This is a genomic window from Rivularia sp. PCC 7116 (assembly GCF_000316665.1).
Taxonomy (GTDB): Bacteria; Cyanobacteriota; Cyanobacteriia; order Cyanobacteriales; family Nostocaceae; genus Rivularia.
In genome coordinates, this window is record NC_019678.1 from 2,239,448 (window position 1) to 2,253,513 (window position 14,066).

Sequence of the window (14,066 nt, forward strand, 5' to 3'; positions counted from 1 at the left end):
AGTTTTACTTCAATAATATATATTTAGACTTAAAAAAAATCGCATCAATAGAAATCAAAAAGACTTCATTGATACATTCGTCGCTTAGTATAATAAAGTAAAAAAGTTCCTAATAAAAGTAGTGAAAAAACCATTTCTCCTGGCTGTGGAATCAGGCTTGAATTGTTTATTGTAGATGAATTTACTGAATTAATGCCTTTCTTTTCCGCGTGCATTTTCATTGGAGTAGAAGAAGGCTTTACAGATGTTTCCGGATTTTTCATATTCAACATCCGGGATGAATTGGAAGATTCTGGCTGTGTTTTTGCCTCTGGGGTTACTATTACTTCTGTTTTTGGTTCGCTTGTTTTTTTGGCTCCGTGGAACTTTTTCTCATGTGCTTTGAGGGGTGAAGCTTGCACTAATGTAGTTGCAACTAGTGTTGAACCGATAAAAATAATTTGACGAATTTGTGATTTCATTTTTTTTAGGTAAGGGTGCTGAAGCGTTCATGCTTACATTCCTAAGTATGATGGATACTTATGAAATCAGGATGAAATAATAAGCTCTTTTTTCAAAAAGTATGACAATTTATTTTAATTTAATAAAGAATATGACAACAAGAATATTTCATGCTGATTTCATAACTCCTTGTCAAAATAGTAATCAGCAGAAACACCGCTCAATTTTGTTTTTAAAGAAACTACCGAACTATGGTAAATCAACTAATTCAAAAAGTAACTATCGTATTATCTGCTGTAAACGCTATAATTTCTGCTACGCCGTTAATAGCGGATTTTTGTAGCACATCCCGGAATACCTAACGACTGATTATTTTTGAAGGGATAAGTACAGCTAGGTAAAGTTATCGCTCAAATAATTATACTATCTATCGAAATTTAGCAACGTCGTATTTAGCTATATCCAAACACGTTATTAACAGGTAATTATTGTGAATTATAAGACTAATGCACTTACCAGACGCAACTTTTTACGTTTCACAACCGGAATCGGCATAGCAGTAGGGCTAGATAGTCTTGTACCTGCATATGCCAGACAAGTAGTTGCGAATGAAACCGGAAAAGGACGTAATTACCCCGATGTTATCGATCTAAAAGTTCAGGAAACAGCAGTTAAAATCGGAAACAAGCAAGCCAAAGCCCTAACAGTTAACGGCTCAGTTCCTGGTGCTTTAATCCGTCTGCGTGAAGGACAAAACGTCACCATTAATGTAACCAATGAACTTAAAAAAGATACTTCAATCCACTGGCATGGTATCCTTCTTCGCCCGAATATGGATGGTGTACCTGGAGTGAGTTTTGCAGGGATTAAACCGGGACAAACCTTCACTTATCGGTTTCCTGTGGCTCAAAATGGCACGTACTGGTATCACAGTCACAGCGGATTACAAGAACAACGGGGTCATTATGGTGCGCTTATTATTGACCCGATTGAACCCGAACCTTTCGAGTATGACCAAGATTATGTCGTTATGCTCTCCGATTGGACGTTTGATAATCCCCACGATATTCTCGCCAATCTCAAAAAAATGCCCGCTTACTACAATTATCAGCGACGAACCATCGCCGACTTGTCCAAAGATTTGGCATGGAGACGTATGCGGATGGACCCAGCAGATATCGCTGATGTTACTGGGGCAACCTACACCTACTTAATGAATGGTTTAGTCCCAGACTCAAACTGGACTGGACTTTTTCAAGCTGGTAATAAAGTACGACTTCGGTTTATTAATGGTTCGGCAATGACTTTCTTTGATGTTCGCATACCTGGACTCAAAATGACCGTAGTGCAAGCAGACGGTCAAAATGTACAACCAGTAAGCGTCGATGAATTCCGTATTGGCGTTGCAGAAACTTATGATGTGATTGTAGAACCTCAAGATGAGCAAGCCTACACGATTTTCGCAGAAACAATGGATCGTAGTGGTTATGCTCGCGGCACATTAGCAGTTCATGAGGGACTTAGGGCACCCCTTCCCGAACGTCGCGAACGTCCTTTACGTACTATGGCAGACATGGGGATGGCTCACGATATGTCAGGCATGAATGGTGACTCCTCCATGAAAGATATGCCAGGAATGAATAATAATTCTTCCATGAACCACGATATGTCTGGTATGAATAGTAATTCCTCCATGAAAGATATGCCAGGAATGAATGATAATTCTTCCATGAACCACGATATGTCAGGCATGAATGGTGATGATTCCTCCATGAAAGATATGCCCGGAATGAATCATGATATGTCCAAGAATGATGCAGGAGTTCCCCACGGTCCTGACGATCATGGTTTAGGAAATGCAACAGTACCAATGATGGTAAAAAGTCGGTTGCATGAACCTGGTGTTGGTTTAGAAAATACAGGACATCGCGTTTTAGTTTATACCGATTTACGTAGTTTAAAACCCGGATATGACAAAAGAAAGCCAGAGCGAGAACTAGAACTACATCTTACCGGAATTATGGAACGATATATGTGGTCATTTGATGGTAAGAAATATTCCGAAGACAAGGAAATCACTTTTTATAATGGGGAACGACTGCGCCTAATTTTTGTGAATGACACAATGATGGAACATCCAATTCATCTACACGGAATGTGGATGGAATTAGATAATGGTGCAGGAGAATATAAGCCCCGCAAACATACAATTAATGTCAAACCTGCTGAAAGACTACCTGTAGAGATTAATGTAGATGCCCCCGGTAAATGGGCATTTCATTGTCATTTACTTTATCACATGAAAGTAGGGATGTTCCGTACAGTAGCTGTTGTTAATCGGGGGTAAGCTAAGTGCAAATTCACAAAACAAATTACCGTTTTACTATTGCCGGATTGCTAGGTCTAATCGGCGTTTTGGTTTATGCTCCAGAAATACGGGCGGACGAACGGAAACAGTTAAAAACAGAATTCAACATTGAAACTATTGACTTTAATGAGGTAAATACTGACAGATCGCAAAAGGAGAAGGAGACAAAATTTAGACAAAGCATTCTTACAGATGAATCCGTTATCCCTACTGTTGAAATTGCCAATCAAGAACAATTGCGATTCTCACAGAGCCAAAATAACGTTCCTCAAATTATCAACGAAAAAGAATGGCCCGAACCCTTAGATGATAGTCAAAAGTTAAAAACTGAACTTAATATCGAAACTATTGACTTTAAGAAGGAAAATACTGGTAAACCGCAAGAGCAGAAGAAGACAAAATTTAGACAAAGCATTCTTACCGATGAATCTATTCTGCCTACTGTTGAAATTGCCAACCAAAAACAATGGCGATTATCACAGAAGCAAAATAACATTTCTCAAGTCACTAATGAAGAAGACTGGCCCGAACCTGTAGATGATAATCAAATATTTTGGTTGCTATTAGTTGATCAATTAGAGTTTCGGGACAATGATGGGGAAGCTACCTTCAACTGGGATGCTCAAGGCTGGATTGGAGGTGACTATAAACGACTTTGGATTAAAACTGAAGGAGATATTGGTTTAGAAACTGCTGATGGCGAAGCAGAGCTACAACTCCTTTATGGTAAATTAATCGCTCCTTTCTGGGATTTACAGGTTGGTTTACGCTATGACCAATTATATAGTTCTGACGGCGGACCGGGACGAGCTTTTGGTGTTATTGGCGTTCAAGGTTTAGCTCCTTACTTATTTGAAGTAGATGCTGCTCTTTTTGTCAGTCAAGATGGCGATGTTTCTGCACGACTTCAAGCTGAATACCAGTTACTTCTTTCTCAGCGGTTAATCTTACAGCCCGAATTCGAGACGAATATTGCTATTCAACAAGTGGAAGATTTTGGTGTTGGTTCGGGGATCAACGATATTGAGTTGGGATTACGATTGCGTTACGAGATTAGTAGAAAATTTGCTCCCTATGTAGGAGCTTCTTGGACGCGCAAACTTGGCAATACTGCTGACTTAGCACGAGAAGAAGGGGAAAGTGTTGATAACTTCACTCTTTTAGGTGGTGTGCGACTGTTGTTCTAACTATTGAAAACAGGCTTTACATGACTGGCACGGTTGTACCGTGCCATTAATGATCGGATTATATTGCAAATGGGTCTAATCTCAGTAACGTAATAACAAACTTTAAATTTTGTCTCAACAGCCAGTCCAGAAGCTAGGGCTAGAACCATAAAGGAAAACACAATTATGAATAATATGGAAACCGAATACAAATCTGGAAGCTTATCCCTATTCGGTGCGATCGCTATGGGTACAGGAGTTATGATTGGTGCAGGCATTTTTGCACTAACAGGGCAAGTGGCAGAATTAGCAGGAGCCTTGTTCCCCTTAGCTTTCTTAGCTGCGGCAATCATTAGCGGATCTGACACGAATTGCATCATTAGGAGCTATTTTCTACCTATTTACGGATATTGCTATACATTGGGGTGTCTTTCGCAACCTAAAAGAAGATATTAATGCCAATGGTGCTATCGTTTTTACTGCTGCTGTTCTTGACATAATCGTTCTTGGCGCTATCCTCATTCTGAAAGGAACTTCTGACCCTATGCTGCTATTGATCGCAGGCTTAGGGTTGCTCCTGACCTTTTTGGGTGAGCGGTTCTTTCTTAAATATCATCAAATGGCTCAGGAATAACACTACATCTTGTCTATAGTTCTACCTGAGTATAAACTTTATATCTAAATATCTAACTATAAGGTCAAGAAATAGAAAACAGATATTAGTATCATAACAATTAGTAACTGGCATAAATAATACAAAAAGTATTTTCAAAGAATTTAAAGAATTTCATTCTAATTTCATTCATGAATGAAAAAATGAAATTAGTGAAGAGAAAGTATTCCCAAGATACTTTTCACAAAAGTAAGTTGACTCTATAGTCAGCTAGAAATTTTAAACTGACCCTAGATACTTCAAAAAAGGAACCAATAAAATGAATTTACGTAATAAAACTCTTGCCCGTATAGCTTTTGCAGGTTTAGCGTTAATTGGATTGAGTGCAGCACCGTCCCAAGCTCAAACAACTGGGGGAAAACCAACAAACCAACAGCAAATGCATCAGAACCATCAAATGATGAAAAAGATGACTCCCGAACAAATGCGTCAACACCAACAACAAATGATGAAAAAGATGACTCCAGAACAAATGCAGCAAATGATGAAAAAGATGACTCCGGAACAAATACGTCAGCATCACCAACAAATGATGGGAAATATGAAACAAATGAATCAGATGATGGAACAGATGAACCAACGCATGGGAGAAGGTGGTGAGATGAAAGGAAGCTCTAATCAACAAAAATAATTGCAAATGAATCACAAAATGTAGAGAATGGGAAGTTTATATGGAAAATACAAAAAAAATTAACGACGATATCACAGTAACCGGACAAGTAACACCAGAACAGTTACAGCAAGCAGCCAAGTCAGGTTTAAAGTCTGTATTAAATTTACGCGCACCTGACGAAAAAGGTTTTATGAAAGATGAACAACAACAAGCTGAAGCAGCTGGTTTAAATTACACTAATATTCCTCTCAAAGTAGAAACAATCGATGATAAGCTTATCGACGAAATACTAGAACAAATAGACCAACTACCCAAACCCGCACTCATTCATTGTGCCAGTGGAATGCGAGCCGGAGCAATGGCATTGATGAATTTAGCCATAGATAAAGGAATGACACCAAAAGAAGCTTTTGAAACTGCCGAGAAGCTAGGTTTTGATTGCAGTAGCTCACCCAAATTGAAACAAGTATTTGAGGAATACGTTGCCAAACATTCACCACCTACTTATGGTGATTCTGACATTAAATGCATTCCGAAGTGAAGAAATTTTAATTCAAACAAGGTATTCCTTTGGAGATAACATTAAAAATAATCCAATGGAGTACCAATATTTTTTTCTGCATAAAAATGCGGAGCAAAAACAATGCTTAAACGCTTATCTAGTGGATGAAAAGAGTAACGGGATTTACGTAGGTTCTGGTAGAATACATATTTCTAATTAAATAGAAATTGCTTAGAATATATGTTCTTTACGTAGTGATTATGGGTCTTTATGACTATCAAAAATTTGAGTTTTACAATACAAATGAATGTCTTTTATTTGGGAAAAAATATCGTGCGATGTTTTAAATATTAATTTATTTGAACATAAACAACATCCCGAAGATGATGAAATCGCTGTATTCCCTATAAAACCGTAAGAGCATACAAATATGAAATCAGGATGAAATGGCTGTCTTCCTTCTGATATACATTTTATTTAACTCTAATGATAGACGCAGAAGAAAGGAACAATTACCTATCAATAGGTAAGCGTCCATATTGAAACAGGAAATAAATTTATGCTTTTAGTTCACGAAGAATACCAGTCTAGCTTTGATGTGGCAATGCGTTGTGTCGTGGAATGCGAACACTGTGCTGAAGCTTGCATGGGTATGTCAGAGATGGTGCAATGCGCTCGTAGCTGTCTAGATTGTGCAGAAATCTGTCGTACTGCTGCAACGTACATGGTAAGAGGTTCGCGCTACATTTCTCACTTAGCCCGTGCTTGTGCAGAGATTTGTGAAGCCTGTGCCACTGAATGCGAAAAGCATGATGCAGAACACTGTAAAAAGTGTGCAAAAGCTTGTCGTGACAGTGTGGAAGAATATAAGAAAATTGCCGCTGTCGCAGCTCGATAAATTTGATTCAGTTTAACTGTAAGGCTTTTCAGTTATCAGTTACTAGTTAAATAAATAGTAACTGTTAGCTCTTCATTACTAACTGATAACTGATTTAATTTAACAAGGAAAAATCTAAAATGGAATCCAAGTCTAAAAACAATTCTTACATTAGCCTATTGATTGCACTGATAATTTCTTATGTCGTAATGCTAGTCCTGATGCTTTCACGAGTTAACGAGTTTGGTAATTTCTTTATCAGCCTCAACCAAGTGTATATGTCAGGACTCATGGTATCGACAATGCTGCTGATCATGCTGTTCGCAATGGGTTCCATGTACAAGAACAAGAAATTAAACATTGCACTTCTCATCGGTGGAACAGCATCAATATTATTGTTCTGGACTCTTGTGCGAACCCAAGCAGCAGTAGGAAATCAACAATTTTTGCGCTCAATGATTCCACATCACGCTGCTGCTATTTTGGTATGTCAACAAGCATCGCTGACAGATGCGCGTATTCAGGAGCTATGCACGGAGATTGTCCAGACGCAGAAAGAGGAAATAAGAATCATGAAAGAACTTATGAAATAGTCCGAATATTATTAAGTAATTAAAATATTTCTCTTTGTTCTTTTTTTTAAGAAATTCAGTATATTCATTATTTTTGTAGTCATGTTCGAGGTAAAAATATAAGCTAATGGCAAAGCAACATCACTCAAGAAATAATCACGCAGTTCGAGAACGTGAAGAACGTCAGAATCATAGCGAACAAGCCGGACATCTCGAACATGGGGTACACGCAGGACACGGTAAACACGCCGGACACAGCCCGGAAATATTCAAGCGTCGCTTCTTTATTTGCTTAGTTCTTACCCTACCAATTCTCTATTTTTCTACTCAATTACAAACCTGGTTAAACTATCAAGCAATTACTTTTCCTGGTTCCGAATGGATTAACCCGATTTTAGGAATTATTATCTACTTTTATGGTGGTTGGGTATTTTTAAAAGGTGCTTGGAACGAACTGCATAGCAAAATCGGAATGATGACTCTGATTGCGCTAGCGATTACGGTAGCCTTTGTTTACAGTCTTGCGGTTTCTTTCGGTTTGCAGGGAAAGCCTTTCTACTGGGAATTGGCAACCTTAGTAGATATTATGCTGTTGGGACATTGGGTAGAAATGGCTTCGGTACAGGGTGCTAGCCGTGCGTTAGAAAATCTCGCTCAATTGGTACCTTCAACGGCGCATCGTTTAATAAATGGTAGAGTCGAAGATGTTCGGGTAAGCGAAATTCGAGCCGAAGATGTTATCTTGATTCGTCCTGGGGAACAGGTTCCCAATGATGGAATTGTGATAGAGGGAAACACTAATATAAATGAATCTTTTTTAACAGGTGAATCTCGTCCAGTTTCTAAACATGAAGGTGATGAAGTAGTTGCTGGTTCTGTAAACGGTGAGGGTTCGGTAAAAGTCGAAGTTTCTCGTATCGGAGGAGACACCACAATCAGTCAGATTATGCGCTTGGTAGAAGAAGCACAAGGCTCTAGAAGTCGATATCAGGCTTTAGCGGATAAAACTGCTTATTGGTTAACTATAGTTGCAATTACTGTTGGTAGCATCACTTTCTTTGTCTGGTTGGGTTTGAGTGATTTGGTATTCGCGGTAAATCGCACGGTAACTGTGTTAGTAATTACCTGTCCTCACGCGCTTGGTTTAGCTATTCCTTTGGTAATTGCCAATTCTACAGCTTTAGCGGCAAAAAACGGAATTTTGGTCAGAAATCGCGATTCTCTCGAACGTGCGAAAGATATTAAAAATATGGCGTTTGATAAAACTGGAACACTAACAGAAGGTAAATTTGGCGTGCAGAGAATGTATACAGAAGGTTTGGACGATAACGAAGCCCTTGCGATCGCAGCCGCTTTAGAAACTTCCTCGGAACATCCTTTAGCTAAAGCAGTTGTCCAAGCTGCCGAACGTCGCGAACTAGATTTACCTCAAATGACCAATTTTAATACTGTAACTGGTCATGGTGTTGAAGGTAAAGTTAACGGTAAAAAGTATCGCATCGGACGACCTGAATGGGTGGAAGAAGACAATCTTACCTTTCCTTCGTCTTTACGTCAGGGACTGCAAATAGTCAATGAACGCGGAGAAAGTCCGGTAGTATTGATGACCGAGGAAAGCGCCGTAGCTGTGATTTCAATGGCAGACCAAGTAAGAGAACGAGCGCGAGAAACAGTTAATCAACTGCAAGCAAAAGGCATTCAAGTAGTAATGATTACTGGCGATGCAGAAGCTGTGGCTCGGACGGTTGCTGAAGATTTGGGTATCGAACGCTACTATGCCCGCGTATTGCCTGAAGATAAGGTTAGCATTATCAAACAGTTAAAGCAGGAAGGTCCGACTGCTTTTGTAGGTGATGGAATTAACGATGCAGCAGCGTTATTAGAAGCTAATATTGGAATTGCCATTGGTGCGGGTACTAACGTTGCGATTGAGTCGGCTGATTTGGTTTTGATTGAAGATGACCCTTTAGACGCTGTGAAAGCGCTGAATTTGGCACAGAAAACCTACAGCAAGATGATTCAAAACCTTTTTTGGGCAACAGGTTACAACGTAATTGCGATTCCTTTAGCAGCTGGTGTACTGTATGCTTGGGGATTTCTGCTTTCTCCGGCGATTGGTGCATTATTGATGAGTTTATCGACGGTGATTGTAGCAATTAATGCTGTGATGTTGCGACGGGCAAAGTTGGCTTAAGAAATTTTGGATTTTAGATTTAATTGCAACCAGCTACTTACCTCTGTTTAATTCTTTCCTCAGCGTCCACTTTGCGAGAAGCTGCATTTCCTGCATAAAAGCGTCTCTATGGTTTTATAATCGGTAATCTTAGGCATGAAAAGTGATTTCAATCATTATTCTTGCTAAGGGGAATTGGGATGAATGCCTATGATAATTTCAATCAACTGAGATTGAGCGAGACTGTTTCACCAAAAACTTCTTTAGTTGAAGCGCCAAAAAATGATAAAAATCCCAGTAATAACGATACGATAGCTGGCATGGGGTTTTTATTATTTTTAACTTTGATGATAGCTCTAATAAAGTGGTGCGATATTCGCAAGGCATCACAAGAAGATTTTTCTAAGATTCCTATTAATCATAAAACTCCTTGTTCAAAATGCCGCTACTTTAACAATAATTCCTATATTAAGTGCGCGGTACAACCAGAAAAAGTGATGACCAAAGAAGCAAAGGATTGTCAGGATTATTGTCCTTAAAATAAATGCTCATGATTTCTAAATCAAATAAATCAAATCAAACGCTTCAGTTAAAAGATGGTCGTCAGATGGGATATGCCGAATTCGGCGACTTGAATGGAAAGCCCGTACTGTTTTTCCACGGTACACCAGGGTCGAGACTGACTCGCTATCCTGACGAATCTATTGCAACTCTGTTAGGAGTTCGCATTATTAACATTGACCGTCCGGGATATGGTTTGTCGGACTTTGTGCCAGATAACACGTTAGTGAATTGGACTGAAGATATTATTGAACTTGCTGATGCTTTAAAGATAGAACAATTTGCAGTTACAGGTGTTTCTGGAGGTGGAGCATATGCTCTGGCTTGTACATCCGAAATCCCCGAACGGATAACACGGGCTGGGGTTATCAGCAGTATATCTCCTTTCGATGTCTCCCATGTCACTGAAGGAATGAACCTCATAAACAGAGTTTTATTTGGAGTAGGACAATATGCGCCGTTTCTCCTAAATCCTTTGTTAAGTCCAATTGTACGCACAGCACGTAAAGAACCGCAGAAGTTATTTGATTATGGGCTAACAAATTATTTTCCTATACCTGATAAAGAGGTTTTATTTCAACCTATGGTGCGAGAAATGTTTTTAGAAGACTTACCCCAAGCCTTTCTTCAAGGAGCTTGTGGATTTACGTTAGACATGAAAATCCTTGTTCAATCTTGGGGCTTTCAGCTAAATAATATTTCTCGTAAAGTATACCTTTGGCATGGCGAGAAAGATGAAAATGTTCCTCCAAATGCAGGACGATATCTTGCAAACATGATCCCTAACTGTGAAGCTCGTTTTTATCCCGATGAAGGTCATTTGCTGATATTTAACCATTGGCAAGAAATTCTTACCACTTTAGTTAGTTAGCTTAGTGATTTTCTGTTCTATTACCCTTGACTCTCTAGCTTACTAGAGGGTTTAGCATATCATCAAAAGCAAATTGGTTGTTTTTAATTTCAAATTCAAAGACTATGACTATTCAATTAAAAGTTCCAGATATCGCTTGTTCGGCTTGTGTAAATACTGTAACTAAAGCGATTAAGTCAGTTGATGCCAATGCCACTGTAGAAGCTGATACAAAAACAAAAATAGTTAATGTTCAATCTCAACATTCAGTTGACAAAATTAAAGAAATTATAGCTGAAGCTGGCTACCCGGCTGCTTAATTTTTTGAAGTACCCGCCAAAATTTCATTTCATACATACAAAAAGCGAGAAAACTCGCTTTATTAACCCATTCCGATTATGGATACTACTACCCTTAAACTGCGAGGTATGAGTTGTGCCTCCTGTGCAAACAGCATCGAAGAAACTATTAATTCTGTTCCGGGAGTTAGCGAATGTAACGTTAACTTCGGTGCCGAACAAGCTACTGTAAAATATAATCCCCAAAAAACCGATATCAAAAAAATTCAGGATGCGGTAGATGCTGCTGGGTACAGTGCAACTCCCTTGCAAGAGCAAGAAATGATTACCGGGGAAGATGATGAGGATAAAGCCGCTCGTAAAGCCGAATCCCGCGATTTGATTCGCAAGCTAATTGTGGGGGGTGCAATAAGTATTATCCTTATCTTTGGTTCATTACCAATGATGACAGGGCTAGAATTACCTTTTGTTCCTGCATGGTTACACAATGCTTGGTTGCAGCTAGCATTTACCGCACCCGTACAGTTTTGGTGTGGTTATGGGTTTTATACCGGGGCTTGGAAAGCTTTTAAACGCCACGGGGCAACAATGGATACCCTGATTGCTTTGGGTACTTCGGCGGCATTTTTCTATTCACTGTTTGCAACGATATTTCCCGATTTCTTTCTCAATCAAGGGTTGATGCCGGAGGTATATTACGAAACTGCTGCTGTTGTAATTACCTTGATTCTGTTAGGACAATTGTTTGAGAATCGCGCTAAAGGACAAACTAGTGAAGCAATCCGCAAGTTGATTGGTTTGCAGGCTAGGGATGCTCGCGTGATTCGTAATGGAAGGGAAGTAGACGTTCCCATTCAAGAAGTTGAGCTTGATGACATAATCTTAGTACGTCCTGGTGAGAAAATACCCGTAGATGGAGAAGTCGTGCATGGTACTTCCACTATCGATGAAGCAATGGTGACGGGGGAAAGCTTACCCGTGAAAAAGCAGCCCGGTGATGAAGTTATCGGCGCGACGATTAATAAAACTGGTAGTTTTAAGTTTAAAGCGACAAGAGTAGGAAAAGATACTGTACTATCGCAAATTGTACAGTTAGTTAGACAAGCCCAAGGAAGTAAAGCTCCTATTCAAAGATTAGCAGACCAAGTGACGGGATGGTTTGTCCCGGTGGTAATTGCGATCGCCATTTCTACTTTTGTCATCTGGTTTGATTTTATGGGTAATATCAGCCTCGCTTTAATTACCACTGTTGGGGTTTTGATTATTGCTTGTCCCTGTGCTTTGGGTTTAGCAACTCCAACATCGGTAATGGTTGGTACGGGTAAAGGTGCTGAAAATGGTATTTTGATTAAAGGTGCGGAAAGTTTAGAACTCGCTCACAAAATTAAGACGATTGTTTTGGATAAAACCGGGACGTTAACGGAAGGAAAACCTACAGTTACCAATTTCGTGACGGTGCGCGGTACTGCAAATCAAAATGAGTTTAAACTTATTAAGTTAGCGGCTGAATTAGAGCGTAATTCAGAACATCCTTTGGCAGAAGCCGTAGTTAGATATGCTGAAAGTCAAGGTGTGGAATTACTAGACGCTAGTGATTTTGAAGCTGTTGCTGGAAGCGGCGTTCAAGGATATGTTGCAGATAACTTTGTGCAAATTGGGACTAAGCGCTGGCTATCGGAGATTGGGATTGATACCAACTTATTCGGGGAGCAAAAAGACGATTGGGAATCCCTTGGACAAACCGTAATTTGGATTGCTGTAGATGGGAAAGTTGAAGGTTTGATGGGAATTGCCGATACTCTCAAAGCTACCTCCACCGAAGCGGTAAGAGTAATGCGTAAGATGGGTTTGGAAGTAGTAATGTTGACCGGAGATAACCGTCCGACAGCTGAAGCGATTGCTGGTGAAGTTGGTATTGACCGCGTGTTTGCAGAAGTCAGACCAGACCAGAAAGCGGCTGTTGTCAAGTCTTTGCAGGCTGAAGGAATAAAGAAAAGAGGTACAAATAAAAGTTCTCAGAACGAAACAAAAGCATCCGTTGCCAAAATTGTCGCGATGGTGGGAGATGGTATAAATGATGCCCCAGCTTTAGCACAAGCCGATGTGGGAATGGCAATTGGTACCGGAACTGATGTGGCGATCGCAGCTAGTGACATAACTTTAATTTCAGGCGATTTGCGATCGATCGTCACGGCTATAAAACTTTCGAGGGCTACTATCAATAATATTCGTCAGAATTTGTTCTTTGCATTTTTCTATAATGTTTTAGGTATTCCCATCGCTGCGGGAATTTTGTTTCCCATATTTGGATGGTTGCTTAACCCCATTATTGCTGGTGGTGCGATGGCTTTTAGTTCGGTTTCGGTGGTGACTAATGCTTTACGATTGCGTAATTTTCAATTGAAAGGGTGAAAGTTAATTAATAAATGTTAAACAAAAAAAAGATTTTAGCGAATCTTGCTGGGGTGGGATTTTTTCTATCAGTTGTTTCTGGAACAGCTTTGGCTCAAAAACCTGTATCCATGCCAGTTTCTGAACAAGAAAACGTGCAATTTCGACGGATTGAACAACCTTTAGGGTTAAAAGCTGCCGTGACTGTAGGTGGTATTGGTTTGATTGGGCTGGAGTTATGGTGGTTTCTTTTTAGTAAATCTAAAACCGTCCAAGCTAATAGAAATCAAGACATACAAGAAATAACCATTACTGTAGATGGCGGTTACGAACCAAATCAAGTTGTTGTAGAAGCGGGACAACTAGTACGACTCAACTTTTTTCGTCGCGATGCTAGTAGCTGTTTAGAAAAAGTATTAGTTCCAGATTTTCATATTGCTCAGGATTTAACTCTTAATCAAGTGACGACTGTAGAATTTACTCCCGAAAAACCGGGAGAATATACTTTTAGTTGTGGAATGAATATGTATCGAGGGAAGATTTTAGCCCAGTTGAATTGAGTATAAAATAAGATAGTTTA

The 14,066-nt window shown here is 39.5% G+C and carries 14 protein-coding genes; 13 read left to right on the top strand and 1 reads right to left on the bottom strand.

The annotated features are described in order from the left end of the window. Nucleotides 1–65: 65 nt before the first annotated feature. Nucleotides 66–461: a hypothetical protein gene (locus tag RIV7116_RS08660; protein ID WP_015117915.1), complete on the bottom strand. Its 396-nt coding sequence runs from the start codon at nt 459–461 to the stop codon at nt 66–68. Nucleotides 462–931: 470 nt separating this feature from the next. Between RIV7116_RS08660 and RIV7116_RS08665 the strand changes: the two genes are divergently transcribed. The 13 genes from RIV7116_RS08665 (at nt 932) to RIV7116_RS08725 (ending at nt 14,046) form a co-directional block, all read left to right on the top strand. After that, nucleotides 932–2,788 (top strand): copper resistance system multicopper oxidase, encoded by a 1,857-nt coding sequence (locus RIV7116_RS08665; protein WP_015117916.1) that lies wholly within the window; start codon nt 932–934, stop codon nt 2,786–2,788. A 5-nt stretch (nt 2,789–2,793) separates the two neighbouring features. Next, complete coding sequence (locus tag RIV7116_RS08670; protein WP_015117917.1) at nt 2,794–3,996, top strand: copper resistance protein B; 1,203 nt, start codon at nt 2,794–2,796, stop codon at nt 3,994–3,996. 165 nt (nt 3,997–4,161) lie between these two features. Next, nucleotides 4,162–4,431 carry a hypothetical protein gene (locus RIV7116_RS36375; RefSeq protein ID WP_083894051.1) on the top strand — a complete coding sequence of 90 codons (270 nt, stop codon included), beginning with the start codon at nt 4,162–4,164 and terminating at the stop codon, nt 4,429–4,431. Nucleotides 4,432–4,907: 476 nt separating this feature from the next. After that, nucleotides 4,908–5,279: a hypothetical protein gene (locus tag RIV7116_RS08680; protein ID WP_015117918.1), complete on the top strand. Its 372-nt coding sequence runs from the start codon at nt 4,908–4,910 to the stop codon at nt 5,277–5,279. Between the two features lie 40 nt (nt 5,280–5,319). After that, nucleotides 5,320–5,802 (top strand): beta-lactamase hydrolase domain-containing protein, encoded by a 483-nt coding sequence (locus RIV7116_RS08685; protein ID WP_015117919.1) that lies wholly within the window; start codon nt 5,320–5,322, stop codon nt 5,800–5,802. A 520-nt stretch (nt 5,803–6,322) separates the two neighbouring features. Next, nucleotides 6,323–6,661, top strand: coding sequence for a four-helix bundle copper-binding protein (locus tag RIV7116_RS08690; RefSeq protein ID WP_015117922.1), 339 nt, complete (start codon nt 6,323–6,325; stop codon nt 6,659–6,661). A gap of 119 nt (nt 6,662–6,780) precedes the next feature. Next, nucleotides 6,781–7,233 (top strand): DUF305 domain-containing protein, encoded by a 453-nt coding sequence (locus tag RIV7116_RS08695; protein ID WP_015117923.1) that lies wholly within the window; start codon nt 6,781–6,783, stop codon nt 7,231–7,233. Between the two features lie 106 nt (nt 7,234–7,339). Continuing rightward, nucleotides 7,340–9,406, top strand: coding sequence for a copper-translocating P-type ATPase (locus RIV7116_RS08700; RefSeq protein ID WP_015117924.1), 2,067 nt, complete (start codon nt 7,340–7,342; stop codon nt 9,404–9,406). Nucleotides 9,407–9,585: 179 nt separating this feature from the next. Beyond that, nucleotides 9,586–9,924 (top strand): hypothetical protein, encoded by a 339-nt coding sequence (locus RIV7116_RS08705; protein ID WP_015117925.1) that lies wholly within the window; start codon nt 9,586–9,588, stop codon nt 9,922–9,924. An 11-nt stretch (nt 9,925–9,935) separates the two neighbouring features. Then, nucleotides 9,936–10,817, top strand: coding sequence for an alpha/beta fold hydrolase (locus tag RIV7116_RS08710; protein ID WP_157229265.1), 882 nt, complete (start codon nt 9,936–9,938; stop codon nt 10,815–10,817). 104 nt (nt 10,818–10,921) lie between these two features. Then, the gene (locus RIV7116_RS08715; RefSeq protein ID WP_015117927.1) at nt 10,922–11,116 is read left to right on the top strand and encodes a heavy-metal-associated domain-containing protein; all 195 of its coding nucleotides are present in this window, start codon (nt 10,922–10,924) and stop codon (nt 11,114–11,116) included. 78 nt (nt 11,117–11,194) lie between these two features. Continuing rightward, a complete protein-coding gene (locus RIV7116_RS08720; RefSeq protein WP_015117928.1) occupies nt 11,195–13,507 on the top strand; it encodes a heavy metal translocating P-type ATPase in 2,313 nt (770 codons plus the stop codon). A gap of 14 nt (nt 13,508–13,521) precedes the next feature. After that, complete coding sequence (locus tag RIV7116_RS08725) at nt 13,522–14,046, top strand: cupredoxin domain-containing protein (RefSeq protein WP_015117929.1); 525 nt, start codon at nt 13,522–13,524, stop codon at nt 14,044–14,046. The last annotated feature ends 20 nt before the right edge of the window (nt 14,047–14,066 follow it).

Excerpts from the sequence above, each read along its gene's own strand:
- RIV7116_RS08705 (WP_015117925.1), top strand. The coding sequence starts at position 9,586 with ATGAATGCCTATGATAATTTCAATCAACTGAGATTGAGCGAGACTGTT.
- RIV7116_RS36375 (WP_083894051.1), top strand. The coding sequence starts at position 4,162 with ATGAATAATATGGAAACCGAATACAAATCTGGAAGCTTATCCCTATTC.
- RIV7116_RS08710 (WP_157229265.1), top strand. The coding sequence starts at position 9,936 with ATGATTTCTAAATCAAATAAATCAAATCAAACGCTTCAGTTAAAAGAT.
- RIV7116_RS08725 (WP_015117929.1), top strand. The coding sequence starts at position 13,522 with ATGTTAAACAAAAAAAAGATTTTAGCGAATCTTGCTGGGGTGGGATTT.
- RIV7116_RS08680 (WP_015117918.1), top strand. The coding sequence starts at position 4,908 with ATGAATTTACGTAATAAAACTCTTGCCCGTATAGCTTTTGCAGGTTTA.
- RIV7116_RS08695 (WP_015117923.1), top strand. The coding sequence starts at position 6,781 with ATGGAATCCAAGTCTAAAAACAATTCTTACATTAGCCTATTGATTGCA.
- RIV7116_RS08685 (WP_015117919.1), top strand. The coding sequence starts at position 5,320 with ATGGAAAATACAAAAAAAATTAACGACGATATCACAGTAACCGGACAA.
- RIV7116_RS08715 (WP_015117927.1), top strand. The coding sequence starts at position 10,922 with ATGACTATTCAATTAAAAGTTCCAGATATCGCTTGTTCGGCTTGTGTA.
- RIV7116_RS08690 (WP_015117922.1), top strand. The coding sequence starts at position 6,323 with ATGCTTTTAGTTCACGAAGAATACCAGTCTAGCTTTGATGTGGCAATG.
- RIV7116_RS08700 (WP_015117924.1), top strand. The coding sequence starts at position 7,340 with ATGGCAAAGCAACATCACTCAAGAAATAATCACGCAGTTCGAGAACGT.
- RIV7116_RS08660 (WP_015117915.1), bottom strand. The coding sequence starts at position 461 with ATGAAATCACAAATTCGTCAAATTATTTTTATCGGTTCAACACTAGTT.
- RIV7116_RS08720 (WP_015117928.1), top strand. The coding sequence starts at position 11,195 with ATGGATACTACTACCCTTAAACTGCGAGGTATGAGTTGTGCCTCCTGT.